A 19395-nucleotide genomic window follows, 5' to 3' on the forward strand; every position below is an offset into this window, starting at 1 on the left:
GGCCCGGCAAACGCAGTGCCGCCGGGCATCAGACCGCACCTTACTTAGCCGGAATCGCTTTCAGCAGTTCGGTCAGCAGGGTCCAGTAATTCCCCACGCTTTCGATATGAACCTGCTCATCCGGAGAGTGCGGACCGGTAATGGTTGGCCCGATGGACACCATGTCCATGTCCGGGTACGGCTTTTTAAACAGACCGCATTCCAGACCTGCGTGAATAATCTGGATGTTCGGCGTGCTGTTGAACAGACGCTGATAAGTTTCACGCACCAGCGCCATCACCGGAGAGCTTGCATCCGGCTGCCAGCCCGGGTAGCTGCCCTTGGCGACGGTTTTCGCGCCAGACAGTTTGCCCAGAGATTCCAGCGTGCTCACCACGTAGTCTTTACCGCTGTCGATCAGGGAGCGGATCAGGCAGATGATCTCTGCGCTGTCGTCACCCATGGTCACCACGCCGACGTTCAGGGAGGTCTCCACCACGCCTTTCGCCACGTCGGAGTTGCGGATCACGCCGTTTGGCGTGGCGTTCAGCAGCTGAACAAAACGATCGCGTGACTGTTCAGTCAGCGCCGCTTTATCGCTGGCGATTGCTTCCAGAACCATGGTCAGGTTCTTCTCTTTAGCTTCCAGTTCGTTTTTCAGGATATCCACATAAACGGAGGAGAGCTTTTTCAGCGCATCGGCTTTGTCTGCGGCAACGGCCAGGGTCGCGAAGGCTTCACGCGGGATAGCGTTACGCAGCGTACCGCCGTTGAAATCCACCAGACGCAGATCCAGTTCCGCAGCATGACCGGCCAGGAAACGGGCCAGCAGCTTGTTGGCATTGCCCAAACCTAAGTGAATGTCAGCGCCGGAGTGTCCGCCTTTCAGCCCTTTCAGCGTCAGCTTGAAGGTCTGGAACCCTGCCGGGATCGCTTCACGGGTCAGTGGCAGCGTGGAGATAAAGTCGATACCGCCCGCGCAACCCATGTAGATTTCGCCTTCCTCTTCGGAATCGGTATTGATCAGGATATCCGCCTGCAGCCAGTTTGCCTGCAGACCAAATGCGCCATCCATACCGGCTTCTTCGGTCATGGTCAGCAGCACTTCCAGCGGGCCATGCTCAACGCGGTCGTCGGCCAGCACCGCCAGCGCAGAGGCCATACCGATGCCGTTATCCGCACCCAGGGTGGTGCCGCGGGCTTTAACCCAGTCGCCATCGATGTACGGCTGAATCGGGTCTTTGGTGAAATCGTGAACGGTGTCGTTGTTCTTCTGTGGCACCATGTCCAGGTGAGCCTGCAGCACAACCGGTTTACGGTTTTCCATGCCTGCGGTAGCAGGCTTACGGATCAGAATGTTGCCAACCTGGTCGCGTTCGGCGTGCAGCCCTTTTTCCTTCGCCCAGCCCATAATGTGTTCGGCAAGCTGTTCTTCGTGATAGGACGGATGAGGAATGGAGCAGATTTTGGCAAAAATATCCCACAGCGGTTGTGGTGATAGTTGAGACAGTTCAGACACAGTAAGTCTCCTTGTCGATCTCCTGCAGACAATCTTGCAGGTCACGGGGTTAGCAGGTTTAGAGTTACCACAAGTCAGACTTGCGAGGTGGGTTTGAGAATACCACTTTCTCTGTCGGCTGGTAGGGGTAAGCAAGTAAAAACTCCCGCTGTAACCGCTTAGCACTGGTTTTTAGTGCTTCAGATCTCTATAATCTCGCGCAACCATTTTCCCCCTCGAACACTTTTTAAGCCGTATAAACACAGGCTGGGACAATTCACATGAGCGAAAAATACATCGTCACCTGGGACATGTTGCAGATTCATGCACGTAAACTGGCTGCACGCCTGATGCCATCCGAACAGTGGAAAGGCATTATCGCTGTCAGCCGCGGCGGTCTGGTACCAGGGGCGCTGCTGGCACGTGAGCTGGGTATTCGTCATGTCGATACCGTGTGCATCTCCAGCTACGACCACGACAACCAGCGTGAGCTGAAAGTGCTGAAACGCGCTGAAGGCGATGGTGAAGGTTTCATCGTGATTGACGATCTGGTTGATACCGGCGGTACGGCAGTCGCTATCCGCGAAATGTATCCAAAAGCGCATTTCGTTACCATCTTCGCCAAGCCGGCCGGTAAGCCGCTGGTTGACGATTATGTCATTGATATCCCGCAGGATACCTGGATCGAACAGCCATGGGATATGGGCGTCGTATTCGTCCCACCTATTTCAGGCCGCTAATAAATACATTTTTAACGCCCGGTGATGCCGGGCGTTATTTTTTTCGCCTCTGTCGCGTTACAATGATGCCCTCTGACGTATCTATAGAGGCAGCGCGCAATGTCCCAGGCGAATCTCAGCGAAATTCTCTTCAAGCCCAAATTCAAGCACCCGGAAACCTCGACGCTGGTTCGTCGTTTTAACAGCGGCGTACAACCCTCAGTGCAATCGGCGCTTGATGGCAAAAACATCCCGCACTGGTACCGCATGGTGAACCGTCTGATGTGGATCTGGCGCGGCATCGATCCCCGTGAAATTCTCGACGTGCAGGCGCGTATCGTCATGAGCCAGGCCGAACGTACCGACGAGGATCTGTACGATACGGTGGTAGGCTATCGCGGCGGCAACTGGATCTACGAGTGGGCAAAACAGGCGATGCTCTGGCAGCAGAAGGCCAGCCAGGAGGAAGATCCTCTGCTTAGCGGCCAGCACTGGCTGCACGCCTGTAACCTTTACAGCATCGCGGCATACCCGCACCTGAAAGGCGATGAACTGGCGGAGCAGGCCCAGGCGCTGGCGAACCGTGCCTACCAGGAAGCGGCCCAGCACCTGCCTGGCCGTATGCGCGAAATCAGTTTTACCATCCCCGGCGGCCCGGCGGTGACCGGCTTCCTGCATATGCCCCCAGGCGACGGCCCTTTCCCGACGGTGATGATGTGCGGCGGCCTCGACTCCCTGCAAACCGATTACTATAGCCTGTATGAGCGCTACCTGGCGCCAAAAGGGCTGGCGATGCTGACCCTCGACATGCCGTCGATTGGCTTCTCGTCAAAATGGAAACTGACGCAGGATTCCAGCTTGCTCCACCAGCATGCCCTGAAAGCGCTGGAACAGAATCCGTGGGTGGATCACACCCGGGTGGCGGCGTTTGGCTTCCGCTTTGGCGCCAATGTCGCCGTTCGTCTGGCCTATCTGGAATCATCACGCCTGAAGGCGGTGGCCTGTCTGGGGCCGGTGGTTCACGCCCTGTTAAGTGAACCCGCCCGTCAGGGCAGCGTCCCGGAGATGTATCTCGATGTGCTGGCCAGCCGACTGGGTATGCACGATGCCTCGGACGAGGCGCTGCGCGTGGAGCTCAATCGCTACTCCCTGAAAATGCAGGGGCTGCTGGGCCGCCGTTGCCCTACGCCAATGCTCTCGGGTTTCTGGAAAAACGATCCGTTCAGCCCGGAAGAGGAGTCCCGCTTAATCACCTCGTCATCTGTGGATGGCAAACTGCTGGAGGTGCCGTTCAGCCCGGTGTATGAGAATTTTGACAAAGCCTTGCAGCAGATCACGCGCTGGATCCATCAGAGATTGAGTTAAGAGATTGCTAATTTTTTGAGGTTTGGTAAAACAGTGGCTTCACAAAAGGAGATCGCAATGACGTTACCGAGTGGACATCCGAAAAGTAGAATGATCAAGAAGTTTATGGCTCTTGGCCCCTACATCCGCGAAGAGCAGTGCGAAGAGAATCGTTTCTTTTTCGATTGCCTGGCCGTGTGCGTTAACGTAAAGCCAGCGCCGGAGAAGCGCGAATTCTGGGGATGGTGGATGGAAATGGAAGCCGAAGAGTCACGCTTCACTTATAGCTACCAGTTTGGCCTGTTCGATAAAGAGGGTCACTGGCAGGCGATGGCCATTAAGGATCCGGAAGTGGTCCAGCGCCTTGAGCACACCCTGCGTGAATTCCATGAAAAAGCCCGTGCGCTGCTGGCAACGTTCGATCTTAAACTCGAGCCTGCTGATGATTTCACCAACGAGCCGGTGAAATTAACGGCATAACGTCTGGCGCGAAAAACAGACAATAAAAAACCCGGCACCGAGCCGGGTTTTTTTTATTTGCATAAATCAGAACTGGTAGGTCACACCCAGCGCAACGATATCATCGCTGCTCACGCCCAGTTTATTATCGTCGTCAATCTGGTTGATTTTATAATCAACAAACGCCGACATATTTTTGTTGAAATAATAGGTCGCGCCGACGTCGATATATTTCACGATATCTTCATCACCGATACCTTCAATATCCTTACCTTTAGACTGGACATAACCCAGGGACGGGCGCAGACCAAAGTCAAACTGATATTGCGCTACGGCTTCGAAGTTTTGCGCTTTATTAGCGAAACCACCAGAGATTGGCGTCATATTACGCGTTTCGGTGTACATGGCTGCCAGGTAAACGTTGTTCGCGTCATATTTCAGGCCGGTGCCCCAGGATTCAGCTTTTTCACCTTCGCCGCGCGCCAGCAGGTTCTGGGCGTTGGTACGATCAGAGTTGGTGTAAGCGCCGCTGATAGCGAAATCGCTGCCGCCGAAATCATAGGTCAGCGCAGTACCAAAGCCGTCGCCGTTCTGTTTTTTGGCTTCGCGGCCTTCGTTTTTACCCTGATATTGCAGGGTCAGATCCAGGCCATCAATGGCGCCGAAGAAGTCGGTATTACGGTAGGTTGCCAGACCGCTGGCGCGTTTGGTCATGAAGTTGTCGGTCTGCGCGGAAGAGTCACCGCCGAATTCCGGGAACATATCGGTCCAGGCTTCAACGTCATACAGCGCGCCCAGGTTACGACCGTAATCGATTGAACCAAAGTCCTTCAGCTTAATACCGGCGAAGGCCAGACGGGTTTTCTGCGTTGCGTCGCTTTCGGCTTTATTGCCGGAGAATTCTGCTTCCCAGCGGCCATAGCCGGTCAGCTGTTCGTTGATCTGCGTTTCGCCTTTAAAGCCGAAACGCACGTAAGTCTGGTCACCATCTTTAGCATCATCATCGCTGATATAACGCATGGCTTTTACTTTACCGTACACGTCCAGTTTATTGCCGTTTTTATTAAATACTTCGGCTGCCTGTACAGATGAAGTTGCCACAACGCTCATTACCACTAATGCCAGAGTACTCTTTTTCATTTTCAATCCTGGTTTTATATATACGCGCTAATATTCGCTGAACAGTCAGCTGATGCTTATGTTCCGTGAAAAAACAGGAAGGGTTTTAACTTTCTGTAATGAACGTTTTATGACAATCTCAGAATAATTTTAAATAAATGTATTTTTCTGTTTCAGTAATAAAAGTGTCAAAGTTTGCCGCTACGCTTCCTGATCCCGCGCAACAAAGTGGTGGCCTTAGTGCTAAGGCGGTTGGCAACAGGCCCCAGTCCTGATAAAAAGTCTGATTGATATCATTTCCCCTATTTTGAACGGCAGAGAATCATGAGTGACAGCCAGACGCTGGTGGTAAAACTCGGTACCAGTGTGTTAACAGGCGGATCGCGCCGCCTTAATCGCGCCCACATTGTTGAGCTTGTGCGCCAGTGCGCGCAGTTGCACGCCGCAGGGCACCGTATTGTGATTGTCACCTCCGGGGCGATCGCCGCCGGGCGTGAGCACCTGGGCTACCCCGAACTTCCCGCCACCATCGCCTCCAAGCAGCTGCTGGCGGCGGTAGGGCAAAGCCGCCTGATCCAGCTCTGGGAACAGCTGTTCTCTATCTATGGCATCCACGTCGGGCAGATGCTCCTGACCCGCGCCGATATGGAAGACCGGGAGCGTTTCCTCAACGCCCGCGACACCCTGCGCGCGCTGCTGGATAACAACATCGTTCCGGTGATTAACGAAAACGATGCGGTCGCCACCGCAGAAATCAAAGTCGGCGATAACGATAACCTCTCCGCGCTGGCCGCCATTCTGGCAGGCGCAGATAAACTGCTGCTGCTGACCGATCAGCAGGGTCTGTTCACCGCCGACCCGCGCACCAACCCGCAGGCTGAGCTGATCACCGATGTGAAAGGCATCGACGACGCGCTGCGCGCCATCGCGGGCGACAGCGTCTCTGGCCTCGGCACCGGCGGTATGGGCACCAAGCTGCAGGCGGCCGACGTGGCCTGCCGGGCGGGGATCGACACCATTATTGCCGCAGGCAGCCGTCCGGGCGTGATTGGCGACGTGGTGGAAGGCATTTCGGTAGGCACCCGTTTCCATGCCGAAGCCACCCCGCTGGAAAACCGCAAACGCTGGATCTTCGGCGCGCCGCCGGCCGGCGAGCTTATCGTGGATGAAGGCGCCACCGCCGCGATTCTGGAAAGAGGCAGCTCATTGCTTCCAAAAGGAATTAAAAGCGTGACAGGTAACTTCTCCCGTGGTGAAGTGATTCGTATCTGCAATCAGGAAGGGCGCGACATTGCCCACGGCGTCTGCCGCTACAACAGCGACGCGCTGCGCCGCATTGCAGGCCACCATTCACAGCAGATCGATGCCATTCTCGGCTATGAGTACGGCCCGGTTGCTGTCCATCGCGACGACATGATCACCCGTTAAGGAGCAGGACATGCTGGAACAAATGGGCGCCGCTGCCAAAGCCGCCTCGTACAAACTGGCGCTCCTTTCCAGCCGCGAGAAAAACCGCGTGCTGGAAAAAATTGCAGAGTATCTGGAAGCCCAGTCTCACGAGATTTTGCTCGCTAACGAGCAGGATCTGCTGGAAGCCCGCCGCAACGGCCTGAGCGAGGCGCTGCTCGATCGTCTGGCATTAAACCCCGCGCGCCTGAAAGGCATTGCCGACGACGTGCGTCAGGTATGCAGCCTCGCCGATCCGGTAGGGCAGGTGATTGACGGCGGACTGCTGGACAGCGGCCTGCGCATCGAACGTCGCCGCGTGCCGCTGGGGGTGATCGGCGTGATCTACGAAGCCCGTCCCAACGTGACCGTGGACGTTGCCTCGCTGTGCCTGAAAACCGGCAACGCCGCCATCCTGCGCGGCGGGAAAGAGACCTGGCGCACCAACGCCGCCACGGTAAAAGTGATCCAGCAGGCGCTGGAAGAGTGCGGCCTGCCGGCTGCTGCGATTCAGGCGATTGAAAACCCGGATCGTGCCCTGGTCAACGAAATGCTGCGCATGGACAAATACATCGACATGCTGATCCCGCGCGGTGGCGCAGGCCTGCACAAGCTGTGCCGCGAGCAGTCGACGATCCCGGTGATCACCGGCGGTATCGGCGTATGCCATATCTTTGTGGATGACACCGCCGACGTCGACCCGGCCCTTAAGGTCATCGTCAACGCCAAAATCCAGCGTCCAAGTGCCTGTAACTCGGTGGAGACGGTGCTGGTGCATCAGGGCATCGCCGACACCTTCCTGCCAGCGCTCAGCAAGCAGATGGCGGAAAGCGGCGTCACCCTGCATGCCGATGCCAACGCGCTGACACAGCTGCAGAGCGGTCCGGCGAAGGTTAAAGCGGTGAAAGCGGAGCAGTACGACGACGAGTTCCTGTCGCTGGATCTGAACGTGAAGGTGGTTGCCGATCTCGACGACGCCATCGCCCACATTCGTGAACACGGCACTCAGCATTCCGATGCGATCCTCACCCGCACCCTGAGCAATGCGAATCGCTTTATCAACGAAGTGGACTCTTCTGCGGTTTACGTCAACGCCTCTACCCGCTTCACCGACGGCGGCCAGTTTGGCCTGGGCGCCGAAGTGGCGGTAAGCACCCAGAAGCTCCACGCCCGCGGCCCGATGGGGCTTGAAGCGCTCACCACCTACAAGTGGATCGGCTTCGGCGACGATACTATTCGCGCGTAATCCCCTGCGCGGGCAGCAACCGCTGTTGCCCGCGCTATCCCTGATTATTCTGGCTTGCCCGTTCCTGTGCCGCCGAGTCCAGCGCGGCGATTTGCTCCTTCAGTGCCGTCAGGCTAAGCGGCCTGCTGATTAAATACCCCTGGGTTTCATCGCACTCCATCATCATCAGCTTTTGCAGCTGCTCTTCGGTTTCCACCCCTTCTGCGGTAATGCTCAGCGAGAACGCTTTGCCGAGGCCGATAATATTTTCGACGATGGTGTTGGCGCTGTCGCTCCCCGGCATGCCGTCGATAAAGGATTTATCCAGCTTGATGCCATCGAACGGGAAATTGCGCAGGTAGCTCAGGGAGGAGTAGCCGGTGCCGAAATCGTCCATCAGCAGCTTCACGCCCAGTTTCTTCAGCGCCAGCATGATTTCTAGGCTGTTCTCCGGGTTCCACAGCGTGGCATTCTCGGTCACTTCGATCTCCAGCCGGGCCGGATCCAGCTGCGACTCCTGCAGCGCCTCCCTGATGCGATCCACCACCTGCCAGGATCGGAACTCGACCGCAGAGATGTTCACCGATACCGAGAGGCCATGCAGCGTCTGCTGCGCATCCCGGCAGGCAGTTTTCAGCACCCAGTCGCTGAGCGGGATAATCAGCCCGGTCTCTTCGGCCAGGGAGATAAACTGATCCGGCATGATCAGACCAAGTTCGGGATGATGCCAGCGGATGAGTGCCTCCACGGCGATGATCCGTGATGAGTTGTGGCCATAGCGCGGCTGGTATACAAGACTGAACTGCTCTTTTTTGATGCCCTCGCGCAGGCTCTCTTCCATCTCCCGGCGCTGCACAATCTGCTCTGCCATTTCCGGGGTGTAGAACATCCACCTGTTACGCCCGGTGGTTTTGGCCCGGTACAGCGCAATGTCGGAGAACCGCAGCAGCTCGCCCGCGTCGACGGCATCATGCGGTGCCATGGCGATCCCGATGCTGGCCCCAATCACGATCTCATTTCCGTTGATCAGGAAAGGGCGCGTCAGCTCGGTGATGATGCGTTCGCACAGGGTCTCAATGTAGCGCCGGTCATGAATGTCGGAGATGATCAGAATAAACTCGTCCCCGCCCTGGCGCGCCACCAGATCGTAATCCCGGATGCAGGCCCGTAACCGGGCCGAGACCTCATGCAGCACGCTATCACCGGCACCGTGGCCGAACAGATCGTTGACCGGCTTAAACTTATCGAGATCGAGACTCAGCATCGCCAGCGGATGTACCTGCGTAGGCTGCGCCCGCAGCTTGCCCTCCAGAAACTCGCGCATGCGCACCCGGTTGGGCAGCCCGGTGAGATCGTCGTGTCGGGAGAGGTACTCCACGCGCGCCTGGGCCTCGACTTCGAGGGTGACATCCGTGGCGGTGCCGCGGTAGCCGGTGATCCCCTCCGGCGCGACAACGGGTTTGATCGCAATATGGCAGTAGCGCTGGTGGCCCATCGCCGACAGATAGCGGCAGTGCAGCAGGCGGCGATGGCCCGACTGGCCGGGCAGGGTGATCCACTCCGCCAGCGACTGGTTTTCTGCCTCCATAAACTCGCTGAGCGGGCGGCCGATCCAGGACGAGATACTGTGCCCCGTGATCCCCGGAAAACGCTCAGAAAGCCAGGTGAAACGCAGTTCGGTGTCCGTCTCCCAGATCCAGTCCGTGGTGGCCTCGGCGACGTCACGAAAACGTCTTTCGCTGGCGGTCAGCGCCAGACGGTTCTGCGCCAGCAGCCAGGTATTTTCGTCATACATACGCGCCTTTTTCAGCGCGTTGCGCCCTAATATCACGCCGGGAACAGCGGTGCAGAGCGCGAGCAGGATCAGCAGCGGCAGGATATAGCGCATCAGCTCCCGCCCCGGATCCTCACTTTTCCACTCAAAAGTGACCTGCTGACCATCAACCGGGAGCGTCGCCGTCCCGCGCCGACCAGCCAGCTTCGGCGCGCCCTTATGCTGCACGCGGGTTTCGGCGATTCCGTACTCCTCACCGAGCGCGGTGAGCTTACGCGCATCGAGCACGTCCACAAACACCAGCACCGAGGCGGACCCAGGAGCAACATTAATGCTTGAGTCATCACCCGTGGTGATGCGCGCTGCCGCCACGAGTGCCGGATGGCCATCCTTCATCACCACCGTACTCGCCACTGGCATGGCGTCAGGCTTATCTATTTTTTGCGTCAGGTCGGGCAGGGGATCGTCACCCAGCCAGGATTGCAGGGAGTGCGCCACCAGCTTGCCGTTAATCACGCTGTAGCGAGTCTGCCCGCTACCGTCGAGCACGAACACCCCTTCGTACTCAAAATCGCGCCACAGCGAAGCGCCCATATTCTGGCGGGTATAGGCCCAGTCAGTGTCCACCCTGGGGTGAAGATGCTGGTAGGCCTCGCCCCACCAGGCATAGTCTTTGATGTGGGTCGTGAGCGTATCGACACGGTTATAGATCGCCTTTTGCAGCAGCATGGCGCTGTGCTTATCGCTGTCTTCGTTGATATTGCGCACGATGGTCAGCAACGCGATGATGGCGATGATAAACAGCATCGCCAGCAGAGACACCATCACCAGCAGGGCGCGTTTGATAAAGCTGGCGGTTCTTTTCGGCTCAAGGTCCGTGCCGGCTACGTCATCGGAGACAAAAAATTTATGCATTATTCACCCACTCTCTCAGGCTTTTCTTCGTTCCGGTCTCTGTAAGTATCGACCTGTTCTGGCGGGGCTTGATTTTAATAAGTTAAAACTGAAGATAGACGATTCTGGAAAGATGCGGGGAGAGGGGGCAGGCAGTGTGGGTAAATAGTCGCCAGCGGAGCGGTTGAAAAAGCCAAAAGAGGGCAGTAACCCTTCAGTTTGTGTTGATTTTGTTCATGGTGCTGCAAAAAACAACAACCAAAAGGCGAAGGCTTGACGGGGTGGGCGCTTTTTCTTACCCTTTTACACCGAAGCACCCCTCCTGAAAGCCGATATAGCTCAGTTGGTAGAGCAGCGCATTCGTAATGCGAAGGTCGTAGGTTCGACTCCTATTATCGGCACCATTTCAAACTCCCATAAGAAGGTTGTGACACATCCTGTCCCAGAGGCTAATGATTTACTTATAGATTTCAGCAACCCCGTGCAACCGGCTATTCCCCGTGGTTGACAGGATTTTGAATGACGTTGCTCCTTGCTCATCAGCTTTACGGGAAAGCGCATTCGATAATTCATCAAGCGTATAGGCATTGCTGGCTGAGACGACACCGATCTTCTCTTTCCCATCGGCATGGTTAATTTCCTGAGCGGCAGAGGCGGAATTCACAGAAATAAATCCCATGACCAATGTAGTAATAAGCAATGCTTTCATATCTAATACCTCTTTTAAATTTATGTTTGAAACTGGAGTCATTTTCTCCATCTGTGTATTCAAATATACAGACCTAAGCTGTCATGATGCTGACCGCTTTATGACAAAATTGTCAGGGTTGTCGATTGGTTAATTTTTTTGAATACAAATTCAGCTCGTTAATAATGCACTCAGGTTCTTCACGCAGAAGCATATTGTCTATGTCCAGAACCCCATCAATTTTTTGTGGATCATCAGCCAGCAGATCTGCAAATAATGGGGTAAGATCCTGCTGTGCTTCACCTCGTTCAGCCACCAGCTCGAAGGTTTTATTTTTTGCCTCTTCGTTGGTCAGGGCACTGACCAGAACCAGGGCGATTTGCTCCCGGGATATCACACCATCTTCTGGTGTTCCCGCATGGCGACGATCTCCCTGAAGCATAACGATTCGGTGTTCATTGTCATTGTTGTAATCAAACCAGCCGGGCCGGACGATGGTATAGGGATGACCACTGGCCCTGACCAGACGCTCGGCACGTCTTTTCCAGTCATGAACCTCAGTACGTTGATTCCAGGTACTGAGTCGTTCAGTCACGCCAATCGTGGTCATCAGGCTGATATGAACAGGTGTATCCTTGAAAATTCGTAAAATATTACGCACTCCGCCGTAGTCGATCGCTCTGGCACCAATACGACCCTGACCATCAGAACCGAGCGTGAAAATGATGGCATCAATATCTTTCGGCAATTCGGTGAGTGTTTCAGGTAGTGATACATCGCCGTAAAAAACATCCGTTCCACGAGGAAGTAATTTTATTTTGCGTTTATTTCTGACCAGCGCGACGGGCTGATGGCCCATTTCAATAGCGCTATTCACGACATGAAGACCAATACTTCCTGTCGCGCCTGCTATGAGTATTTTCATGATAAACCTTCTGATAATTCGGACTTATTTTCGATAGGGTCACAATATCAATTATCATTATTGTCAGTAATAGGGCTAAAATGATTGTGTCTATGAACACCCTTCATGAGTGTGCGATGAAGGGAATGCCTCCATAAGGAAATCGCCGATGCTTAAAGAAAACTTCAATGAACTGCAAATCTTTCTTGTAGTGGCGAGGGAACGAAGTTTTACCAAAGCAGCGGGTAAACTGGGCGTTTCTCAGTCTGCACTCAGCCACGCGATGAAGGCCCTGGAAGAAAGGCTGAATATACGCCTCTTGACCCGTACGACCCGAAGCGTTGCCCCTACGGAAGCCGGTGAGAGAATTATTGCCTGTCTTGAACCTCGTATTGCCGATCTGGAGCAGGAGCTTGAATCGCTTGTTCAACTGAACGGCACTGCCTCCGGCAATATCCGTTTATCTGCCGGGGAGCATGCCGCACGAAGTCTGGTATGGCCGAAGCTAAAACCCTTCCTCAGGGAATATCCGGAAATCAATGTTGAACTGGTGGTTGATAACGGCTTTGTCGATATTGTTGAGGGGCGTTTTGACGCCGGGATCCGCCTGGGAGAAAGCGTGGATAAGGACATGATTGCGGTAAGAATTGGGCCGGACATGAGAATGGCCGTGGTAGGAGCGCCGTCTTATTTCGCTGCAAATCCTGCACCTGAAACGCCGCACGAGCTACAAAATCATCGGTGTATCAATATGCGCCTGCCAACAGCCGGTGGGCTTTACCACTGGGAGTTTGAGAAGGATGGGAAACCGTTACGGGTCAGAGTGGAAGGGCAGCTAACGTTTAATCTGCAGGCGGAAAGGATTGATGCGGCGTTATCGGGTTTTGGCCTCGCCTGCATACCTGAAGACAGGGTGCAGGATTATATAAAGTCGGGAGAGCTTATTCAGGTTTTGCAGGACTGGTGCCCATCTTTCCCCGGATATTATCTTTACTACCCGAGCCGTAAGCAGCATCCGCCCGCATTTGCGCTGATGATCGATGCGCTTCGCTACCATGAATAACGGGTCCGCCAGTCTCAGCGGACCCGTCCGGATATTAACGTCCTGTGCGGGCCTGATGCTCAGGAGAGTAACGTTCGCCGACGATTTTAATCGTTTCAAGCGCCTGGGTTATCTGTCGCGAGTCATCCTGAGAAAGGATGATGTCGGCGGCCCCAAGGTTTTCCTCCAGCCGGTGCAGTTTCGTGGTACCAGGGATAGGAACAATCCACGGCTTTTGTGCCAGCAGCCACGCCAGCGCGATTTGTGCAGACGTCACACCTTTCTCTGCCGCCAGTTCACCCAGCAATAAGACCAGTTTTTCATTGGCTTCAATCGCCTGCTCTGCGAAACGCGGCACTTGGCTTCTGTAATCATCCTTGCCAAAAGTGGTTCCTGGCTTAATCGAGCCCGTCAGGAAGCCCTTGCCTAATGGGCTGAAGGGCACAAAACCAATGCCCAGTTCTTCCAGCAACGGCAGGATCTCCCGCTCAGGCTCGCGCCACCACATGGAGTATTCGCTTTGAAGCGCAGTGACCGGTTGTACGGCATGCGCACGACGAATGGTTTGCGCACCCGCTTCGGACAGACCGAAATGTTTAACTTTGCCTTCAGCTATCAGGTCTTTTACCGTACCCGCAACATCTTCAATCGGGACATCCGGATCGACACGGTGTTGATACAGCAGGTCAATGACATCAGTCTTAAGACGGCGTAATGATCCTTCCACAGCTTCACGGATATGCTCCGGACGGCTGTTTAAAATCTGCTGCTTGTTGTCGTCGCCAAAAGTAAAACCAAACTTAGTGGCAATGACCACACGGTCACGAAGCGGTTTTAAGGCTTCGCCGACAACTTCTTCATTGAGGAAGGGGCCATACACTTCAGCGGTATCGAAGAAGGTGACGCCACGTTCAACCGCTGCGCGAATGAGCTCGATAGCCTGACGAGTATCGGTCGCCGGGCCGTAGCCGTGGCTTAAGCCCATGCAACCGAGCCCAAGCGCGGAGACTTCGAGTCCGGATTTACCCAGATAACGTTTTTGCATTGAATTAATACCTCTTTTATCGCGACTTAAACATCAAGTTTGCGGCCAGTCAGCCATTTCACCATCGCCGGGTCGCGGTGAGAGAAGAAGGCGCTGGTTGCGGTGTCGAGGGCGGAAATCTGCAGCATATCTTCAGAGCTGAGTTCAAAATCGAGAATGTTGATGTTCTCTTCCATGCGTTCTTTGCGCACCGATTTCGCCAGCGAAACGATGCCTCGCTGGAAGATCCAACGCAGCACAACCTGACCCACGCTTTTGCCGTACTTCTGGCCAATCGCCGTTAACACGGGATGCTGGAACAGGCCATTTTTACCCTCAGCAAACGGTGCCCAGGCTTCCGGTTGAATGCCATGGCTTTGATTCCATGGAACGGCATGCAGCTGCTGGTTGAAGGGGTTAACTTCAATCTGGTTCACCGCTGGGGCCACGTTGTTGAAGGCGATAAGGTCGGCCAGTCGGTCAGGATGGAAATTGCTGACGCCAATGGCGCGAATTTTGCCTGCCTGATGCAGTTCTTCCATAGCACGCCATGCTCCATGGACATCGCCATAAGGCTGGTGAATCAGATACAGGTCGACGTAATCAAGTTGCAGCCGATTCAGGGAGCGTTCGAACTGGGCTTTAGCGCCTTCGTAATTCGTATCCTGTAGCCAGAGTTTGGTCGTCACAAAGAGCTCGTTACGGGCGATACTGGTCTGTTTCAGTGCATTCCCGACCTGGGTTTCGTTCTGGTAAGACGCGGCGGTATCGATCAGGCGGTATCCCGTATCGATGGCATCAAGAACGGCTCTTTCGCATTCAGCAGCATCCGTCATCTGGAAGACACCAAAGCCCACCAAGGGCATTTCAATACCGTTGTTCAGTTTTACAGTTTGCATGACGTTATCCTTCAGCTGTTGTGTTGGAAAAGCATAACGCAAACTGATTTATTCGATTAGATGGGGTAATTAGCTAGGGTTTATTAGATGTGTTCATTAATCAAATGGTACTGGTTCTGGGTATCATCAAAAGGCTCTATTCTTTTCGTAAGGGATGCAGATATTTATCTGCATCCCTTAAATAAGCCCATAATTTACTCAGCTGGTTATTTGTGGTGACGTATATACTTAGCTTATTTTGATGTCATCCAGGTTAATATCCTCCTCTTCATGATCATTGTTTATGACAACATCCCGAGGAACATCTTTTTTGATAACTGCATAGACAGTCGCTGTGACCAATATATTAACCAGTAATGCCATAATACCCGCCATTGGGTGTGACATTGTTGGAATCATTAAAACGCCGCCAAAAGGGACGGTTGCATCTGCGCCATATACCATGGTGATGGCACCGCCACAGGCACCACCAATTGCAGCAGCCGCAATACCGCGAACGATGTCATTCATCACTATGGGTATAGATCCTTCAACAATATTGACTACCCCCATAGGAACCGCCGATTTTAACATTTCGATCTCTTCGTTATTGTAGATGTTTTTGCGAAGAAGTTTGGCGATAAAGAATGCAAGCCCGAAACCGATAGGTGTTGCCGTGTTAACTAACTGCAGAGCCGTAATGGGCTCATTTATACCTTGCGCCTGAAGCGTTAAAACGAATGCAAAGCACGTTTTATTAATCGGCCCGCCAAAGTCAATGATACATAGCGCTCCAATAACAGCACCTAAGAGTAAATTAGATGAAGTCCCCATACTTCTCAGGAAAGATGTCAGCGCATCGGTAAAAATACCAATCGGCGTACCGATGATATAGACCATGATTAACGCACTGAGAATCGATGCAAAAAAGGGCACAATCAGTGTCGGCATTAAGCCCCGGGCCCAGTCCGGGACCTTCATATTTTTAATGATAGCAAGGGCGATATAGCCTGAAATGTAGCCCCCGATCATGCCTCCGATAAAACCTGCACCAATGGCGTTAGCAGCCAGACCTACGACAAAACCGGGTGCAATGCCGGGCTTGCCTGCAATCGAGCCAGAAATACCGATGGCAATCACGACGGGTAATAGTCCGAGCGCCTTGGCTCCCATGGTTGCCAGGGCCTGCCACAGATCAAACTCACCGGGTACTAAAGCGTCCTGAACCGTACCCCCAAGACCCATACCGATAGCAATAATAAATCCAGCGCCACATACTATGGGAATTAAGAACGAGATAGCAGTTAGCAGATGACCTTTAGGATTCGCTGCTTTCCATATTTCTTTTATATTCATAAATTACGCCCTTTAATTTATAGAGGATACGCACAGGTAAAAGTTATGAATTCACTAATTCACCGAGCTTTTCAATAAGCTTGTTGGGAGATTTCACAGCCATTTCCGTTGGAACTTTTACTATTCTCTTTCCGGCGAACCGTTCTTCTCCAGATACCTGAACATCAGCGGCGAGCAGCACAATATCGGCCTGGGCAATTTCTTCAGCGGTTAAAGCGTTCTCGATACCAATAGTTCCTTGCGTTTCAATTTTGACATTGTGACCCGCTTTTTTTGCTGCAGTTTCAATTTTCTTTTGGGCAATATAGGTATGCGCAATCCCTACGGTACAGGCGGTAATTCCGACAATATTCATCTCTTTCACCTTGATTTATTTAATGGTAAGCAGTTACACAACCCATTTTTTAAACGCCAGCACCTTCGCTTTCAGCATTTAAAAGATCAATAATTCTCTGAGGGTCATTCTCTTGCAGTAATTTATCAATAATATCTTCATCCGCCAGCGAGCCAGAAACATGAGCCAGCAGCCGAATATGGGTCGCATTCTGATCGACTAAGCACACCGCAAATAAAATAATGCATCGGACATCACTGCCATCCATGGTTTCCCAGGGAATATCATGTTGGGTTCGTCCGATTGCCAGTGCCGTCCGCGCTACGCCGGAAGATTTGCCGTGCGGGATTGCAATATGATTTTCAAACCCGGTTGAATCCAGTTCTTCACGAAGCCAGACATCTTTCAAAAAATCAGCTTTATTAATGACGGCGCCATCCTGCACCAGGAGATCCGTTAATTCTTCAATGGCCTCTTCTTTCGTTTTTGCCGCCATGTTTAATTTGATGTTTTTTACATTAAGTACATGAGAAATATCCATCATCGACCTTCGTTAAAATAAAGTCAGGGTTAATTATCAAAGTGCATAGATTTCACCTTGATAATAAATGAGGTACAGCACCCTCAACCGTAAAAATCAGGCGCGAGGGCAAAGAGACAGACCGGTTAAATAGACTCTTAGTCCTGCGCGATGGCTCAATACGGCTGAGCGCGCTGCAATTTTCAGGCAGCGACTTCGCGCTGGTAGATATCGACCATTTTATCCCAGGCATCGCTGACATTATCCGCCAGCGAGAACAGGCCCGATGTTCCCACAATAAAGACGTCGACGCCGGACTGGGAGATGACATTAAAGGTCTTCTCGTTGCAGGAGCCGTCAATTTCCGTCAGGTAGTGGTAACCATGCGCTTCGCGCATCGCAATCAGTTGTTTGATTTTGTTGAGTGATTCTGGAATAAATTTCTGCCCCGCATAGCCTGGATCAACCGACATGACGGTTACTTTATCCAGCAGGTGCGCGTACTCTTTAATAGCATCCGCTGGAGTAGCCGGGTTCAAAACCACGCCACAGCGGCGACCAGCGTCTTTAATCTGGTTCAGCAGACGGAAGATTTTGTTATTCGCCGTCTCCGGATGGAAGCTGATAATATCTGCCCCTGCATCAATACACATTGGAATAATATCTTCCGGGTGATTCACCATCAGATGCACATCAATTGGCACATCGGTAATTTTCTTCAGGTTTTCGATAAAGAACGGTGATAGCGTAATATTCTTCACATAGTTACCGTCCATAATATCAACGTGATAAAAATCAGCCCGTCCGTTCATTGCCGTAATTTGTTCTCTGAACTGCGTTAAATCCATACACATTAACGAGGGCGAAAATTTAGCTGCCATACCTCACCTCCAAAAGAGTTAATTAATTAAACAGTGACACGACATGCCCAAGAATGATGCCAACAACGCCGAAGTCTGCATCGCCAAAGGTGGTGGATGCAAAGCCAAGGTCGCCCATCAGAGGCAGCAAAATCGCAGGCAAAAATGAAATCAGCAGACCGTGAGCGAATGCACCCACCACCGCGCCGCGCCGACCGCCGCAGATGTTGCCGTAAACGCCCGCCGTCGCGCCGCAGAAGAAGTGCGGCACCAGGCCGGGAACGATGACGCTCAATCCAAACAGTGGGCACAGGAACATACTCACCAGACCGGCGGCAAAGCTTGACAGAAATCCGACGATCACCGCGTTCGGGGCGAATGGAAAGACGGTAGGGCAGTCGAGCGCCGGTTTGGCGTCTTTCACCAACTTGTCGGCGATGCCTTTAAAGGCCGGAACAATTTCGGCAATAATCATGCGCACACCTGCGAGGATGATCCACACGCCTGCCGCGAAGGTCAGCGACTGAATAATGGCGAAGATGATAAAGTTCTGACCGCCGCTGATGCTGGTTTCAACGAACTCTTTGCCTGCTATCAGGACCAGAATCACGAACAGGATCATCATTGTCAGCGAAATGGCGACGGAGGAGTCACGCAGGAAGTTCAGCGATTTCGGGACCTTCAGCTCTTCAATCGACGGACTGCCTTTACCGATCGCTTTCCCCACCAGCGCCGACAGCAGATAGCCGGTTGAACCAAAGTGGCCCAGCGCCAGGTCATCAGTACCAGTAATTTTGCGTGTGAACGGCTGCAGAATAGCCGGAGAGACCATCATCATGATGCCGAGGATCATCGCCCCTACCAGTACCACCCAAAACGGCGACAGACCGCCGACAGAGAGGATGACAGCCAGCATTGCCGACATATAGAGCGTGTGGTGCCCCGTCAGGAAGATGTACTTCAGCGGCGTGATACGGGCAAGGACGATGTTAAACAACATCCCCAGCACCATGATCATTGCCGTCGCGGTGCCGTAGTTTTTCTGCGCCAGCGCTGCCATGGCGTCGGTATTGGGTACCACCCCCTGAATATGGAAGGAATGCTCAAACAGCTGGCTAAAGGTTGTTAACGTCGTGGCGACAATCGCCGCCCCGGATGTTAATATCACAAAACCCATAATGGTTTTGAGGGTTCCGGAAATAACTTCGGAAATGGCTTTTTTCTGCAATAATAAGCCGATCAGGGAAAACAGACCGACCAGTATTGCTGGTGTACCCAACACATCATGAATAATAAACTGCAGCATAGAATGACTCCGTAAGGCCGCAAATA

Annotated in this window: 18 protein-coding genes and 1 tRNA gene; 7 read left to right on the plus strand and 12 right to left on the minus strand. The window is 53.3% G+C overall.

From position 1 onward, the window contains the following. Positions 1-40 precede the first annotated feature (40 nt). Entirely contained in the window at positions 41-1498 is a 1458-nt protein-coding gene (pepD, locus tag ACOYA6_RS00130) for a cytosol nonspecific dipeptidase (protein WP_422653787.1), read from the minus strand. 260 nt (positions 1499-1758) lie between these two features. Between pepD and gpt the strand changes: the two genes are divergently transcribed. The 3 genes from gpt to crl all read left to right on the plus strand — a co-directional run bounded on the left by gpt (position 1759) and on the right by crl (position 4020). Next, positions 1759-2217, plus strand: coding sequence for a xanthine phosphoribosyltransferase (gene gpt / locus ACOYA6_RS00135; protein WP_032616685.1), 459 nt, complete (start codon positions 1759-1761; stop codon positions 2215-2217). Positions 2218-2316: 99 nt separating this feature from the next. After that, complete coding sequence (gene frsA, locus ACOYA6_RS00140) at positions 2317-3561, plus strand: esterase FrsA (RefSeq protein WP_039032093.1); 1245 nt, start codon at positions 2317-2319, stop codon at positions 3559-3561. Between the two features lie 57 nt (positions 3562-3618). Continuing rightward, positions 3619-4020: a sigma factor-binding protein Crl gene (crl, locus tag ACOYA6_RS00145; RefSeq protein ID WP_422653788.1), complete on the plus strand. Its 402-nt coding sequence runs from the start codon at positions 3619-3621 to the stop codon at positions 4018-4020. Positions 4021-4086: 66 nt separating this feature from the next. On the opposite strand, the gene phoE is transcribed toward crl, so the two are convergent. After that, complete coding sequence (gene phoE / locus ACOYA6_RS00150) at positions 4087-5139, minus strand: phosphoporin PhoE (RefSeq protein WP_422653789.1); 1053 nt, start codon at positions 5137-5139, stop codon at positions 4087-4089. 303 nt (positions 5140-5442) lie between these two features. On the opposite strand from phoE, the gene proB reads away from it, so the two are divergent. Both proB and proA read left to right on the plus strand, forming a co-directional pair. Continuing rightward, positions 5443-6546: a glutamate 5-kinase gene (gene proB / locus ACOYA6_RS00155; protein ID WP_039032096.1), complete on the plus strand. Its 1104-nt coding sequence runs from the start codon at positions 5443-5445 to the stop codon at positions 6544-6546. Positions 6547-6556: 10 nt separating this feature from the next. Then, complete coding sequence (proA, locus tag ACOYA6_RS00160; RefSeq protein ID WP_422653790.1) at positions 6557-7810, plus strand: glutamate-5-semialdehyde dehydrogenase; 1254 nt, start codon at positions 6557-6559, stop codon at positions 7808-7810. A gap of 34 nt (positions 7811-7844) precedes the next feature. Here the strand turns inward: proA and ACOYA6_RS00165 are convergent, their stop codons facing one another. Then, positions 7845-10478: a bifunctional diguanylate cyclase/phosphodiesterase gene (locus ACOYA6_RS00165; protein WP_422653791.1), complete on the minus strand. Its 2634-nt coding sequence runs from the start codon at positions 10476-10478 to the stop codon at positions 7845-7847. Between the two features lie 307 nt (positions 10479-10785). On the opposite strand from ACOYA6_RS00165, the gene ACOYA6_RS00170 reads away from it, so the two are divergent. Beyond that, positions 10786-10861, plus strand: a tRNA-Thr gene (locus ACOYA6_RS00170). 53 nt (positions 10862-10914) lie between these two features. Here the strand turns inward: ACOYA6_RS00170 and ACOYA6_RS00175 are convergent. Together ACOYA6_RS00175 and ACOYA6_RS00180 are read right to left on the minus strand one after the other, a co-directional pair. Continuing rightward, a complete protein-coding gene (locus ACOYA6_RS00175; RefSeq protein ID WP_223075579.1) occupies positions 10915-11166 on the minus strand; it encodes a YdgH/BhsA/McbA family protein in 252 nt (83 codons plus the stop codon). Between the two features lie 112 nt (positions 11167-11278). Further along, positions 11279-12070, minus strand: a complete 792-nt coding sequence (locus ACOYA6_RS00180) for an SDR family oxidoreductase (RefSeq protein ID WP_422653792.1) — start codon at positions 12068-12070, stop codon at positions 11279-11281. 148 nt (positions 12071-12218) lie between these two features. Between ACOYA6_RS00180 and ACOYA6_RS00185 the strand changes: the two genes are divergently transcribed. Next, positions 12219-13112 (plus strand): LysR family transcriptional regulator, encoded by an 894-nt coding sequence (locus ACOYA6_RS00185; protein WP_139564380.1) that lies wholly within the window; start codon positions 12219-12221, stop codon positions 13110-13112. 34 nt (positions 13113-13146) lie between these two features. Here the strand turns inward: ACOYA6_RS00185 and ACOYA6_RS00190 are convergent, their stop codons facing one another. The 7 genes from ACOYA6_RS00190 to ACOYA6_RS00220 all read right to left on the minus strand — a co-directional run bounded on the left by ACOYA6_RS00190 (position 13147) and on the right by ACOYA6_RS00220 (position 19369). Next, positions 13147-14136, minus strand: a complete 990-nt coding sequence (locus ACOYA6_RS00190) for an aldo/keto reductase (protein ID WP_422653793.1) — start codon at positions 14134-14136, stop codon at positions 13147-13149. Between the two features lie 26 nt (positions 14137-14162). Next, on the minus strand, positions 14163-15014 hold the full coding sequence (locus tag ACOYA6_RS00195; protein ID WP_422653794.1) for an aldo/keto reductase: 852 nt from the start codon (positions 15012-15014) through the stop codon (positions 14163-14165). 228 nt (positions 15015-15242) lie between these two features. Next, a complete protein-coding gene (locus ACOYA6_RS00200; RefSeq protein WP_039032103.1) occupies positions 15243-16349 on the minus strand; it encodes a PTS fructose transporter subunit IIC in 1107 nt (368 codons plus the stop codon). Between the two features lie 43 nt (positions 16350-16392). Further along, complete coding sequence (locus ACOYA6_RS00205; protein WP_039032104.1) at positions 16393-16704, minus strand: PTS fructose transporter subunit IIB; 312 nt, start codon at positions 16702-16704, stop codon at positions 16393-16395. A 49-nt stretch (positions 16705-16753) separates the two neighbouring features. Continuing rightward, positions 16754-17224 (minus strand): PTS sugar transporter subunit IIA, encoded by a 471-nt coding sequence (locus ACOYA6_RS00210; protein ID WP_039032105.1) that lies wholly within the window; start codon positions 17222-17224, stop codon positions 16754-16756. Positions 17225-17406: 182 nt separating this feature from the next. Beyond that, positions 17407-18084, minus strand: coding sequence for a D-allulose 6-phosphate 3-epimerase (gene alsE, locus ACOYA6_RS00215; protein WP_422653795.1), 678 nt, complete (start codon positions 18082-18084; stop codon positions 17407-17409). A 22-nt stretch (positions 18085-18106) separates the two neighbouring features. After that, positions 18107-19369, minus strand: coding sequence for a PTS ascorbate transporter subunit IIC (locus tag ACOYA6_RS00220; protein WP_422653796.1), 1263 nt, complete (start codon positions 19367-19369; stop codon positions 18107-18109). Positions 19370-19395 lie beyond the last annotated feature (26 nt).

This window comes from Leclercia barmai (assembly GCF_049312895.1).
Taxonomy (GTDB): domain Bacteria; phylum Pseudomonadota; class Gammaproteobacteria; order Enterobacterales; family Enterobacteriaceae; genus Enterobacter; species Enterobacter barmai.

Bases quoted from the DNA above. Each gene is read 5' to 3' on its own strand.
- frsA (WP_039032093.1), top strand. From the start codon at position 2,317: ATGTCCCAGGCGAATCTCAGCGAAATTCTCTTCAAGCCCAAATTCAAG.
- phoE (WP_422653789.1), bottom strand. From the start codon at position 5,139: ATGAAAAAGAGTACTCTGGCATTAGTGGTAATGAGCGTTGTGGCAACT.
- ACOYA6_RS00190 (WP_422653793.1), bottom strand. From the start codon at position 14,136: ATGCAAAAACGTTATCTGGGTAAATCCGGACTCGAAGTCTCCGCGCTT.
- proA (WP_422653790.1), top strand. From the start codon at position 6,557: ATGCTGGAACAAATGGGCGCCGCTGCCAAAGCCGCCTCGTACAAACTG.
- gpt (WP_032616685.1), top strand. From the start codon at position 1,759: ATGAGCGAAAAATACATCGTCACCTGGGACATGTTGCAGATTCATGCA.
- ACOYA6_RS00210 (WP_039032105.1), bottom strand. From the start codon at position 17,224: ATGGATATTTCTCATGTACTTAATGTAAAAAACATCAAATTAAACATG.
- ACOYA6_RS00180 (WP_422653792.1), bottom strand. From the start codon at position 12,070: ATGAAAATACTCATAGCAGGCGCGACAGGAAGTATTGGTCTTCATGTC.
- ACOYA6_RS00205 (WP_039032104.1), bottom strand. From the start codon at position 16,704: ATGAATATTGTCGGAATTACCGCCTGTACCGTAGGGATTGCGCATACC.
- ACOYA6_RS00220 (WP_422653796.1), bottom strand. From the start codon at position 19,369: ATGCTGCAGTTTATTATTCATGATGTGTTGGGTACACCAGCAATACTG.
- crl (WP_422653788.1), top strand. From the start codon at position 3,619: ATGACGTTACCGAGTGGACATCCGAAAAGTAGAATGATCAAGAAGTTT.
- alsE (WP_422653795.1), bottom strand. From the start codon at position 18,084: ATGGCAGCTAAATTTTCGCCCTCGTTAATGTGTATGGATTTAACGCAG.
- ACOYA6_RS00195 (WP_422653794.1), bottom strand. From the start codon at position 15,014: ATGCAAACTGTAAAACTGAACAACGGTATTGAAATGCCCTTGGTGGGC.
- ACOYA6_RS00200 (WP_039032103.1), bottom strand. From the start codon at position 16,349: ATGAATATAAAAGAAATATGGAAAGCAGCGAATCCTAAAGGTCATCTG.
- ACOYA6_RS00175 (WP_223075579.1), bottom strand. From the start codon at position 11,166: ATGAAAGCATTGCTTATTACTACATTGGTCATGGGATTTATTTCTGTG.
- ACOYA6_RS00165 (WP_422653791.1), bottom strand. From the start codon at position 10,478: ATGCATAAATTTTTTGTCTCCGATGACGTAGCCGGCACGGACCTTGAG.
- proB (WP_039032096.1), top strand. From the start codon at position 5,443: ATGAGTGACAGCCAGACGCTGGTGGTAAAACTCGGTACCAGTGTGTTA.
- ACOYA6_RS00185 (WP_139564380.1), top strand. From the start codon at position 12,219: ATGCTTAAAGAAAACTTCAATGAACTGCAAATCTTTCTTGTAGTGGCG.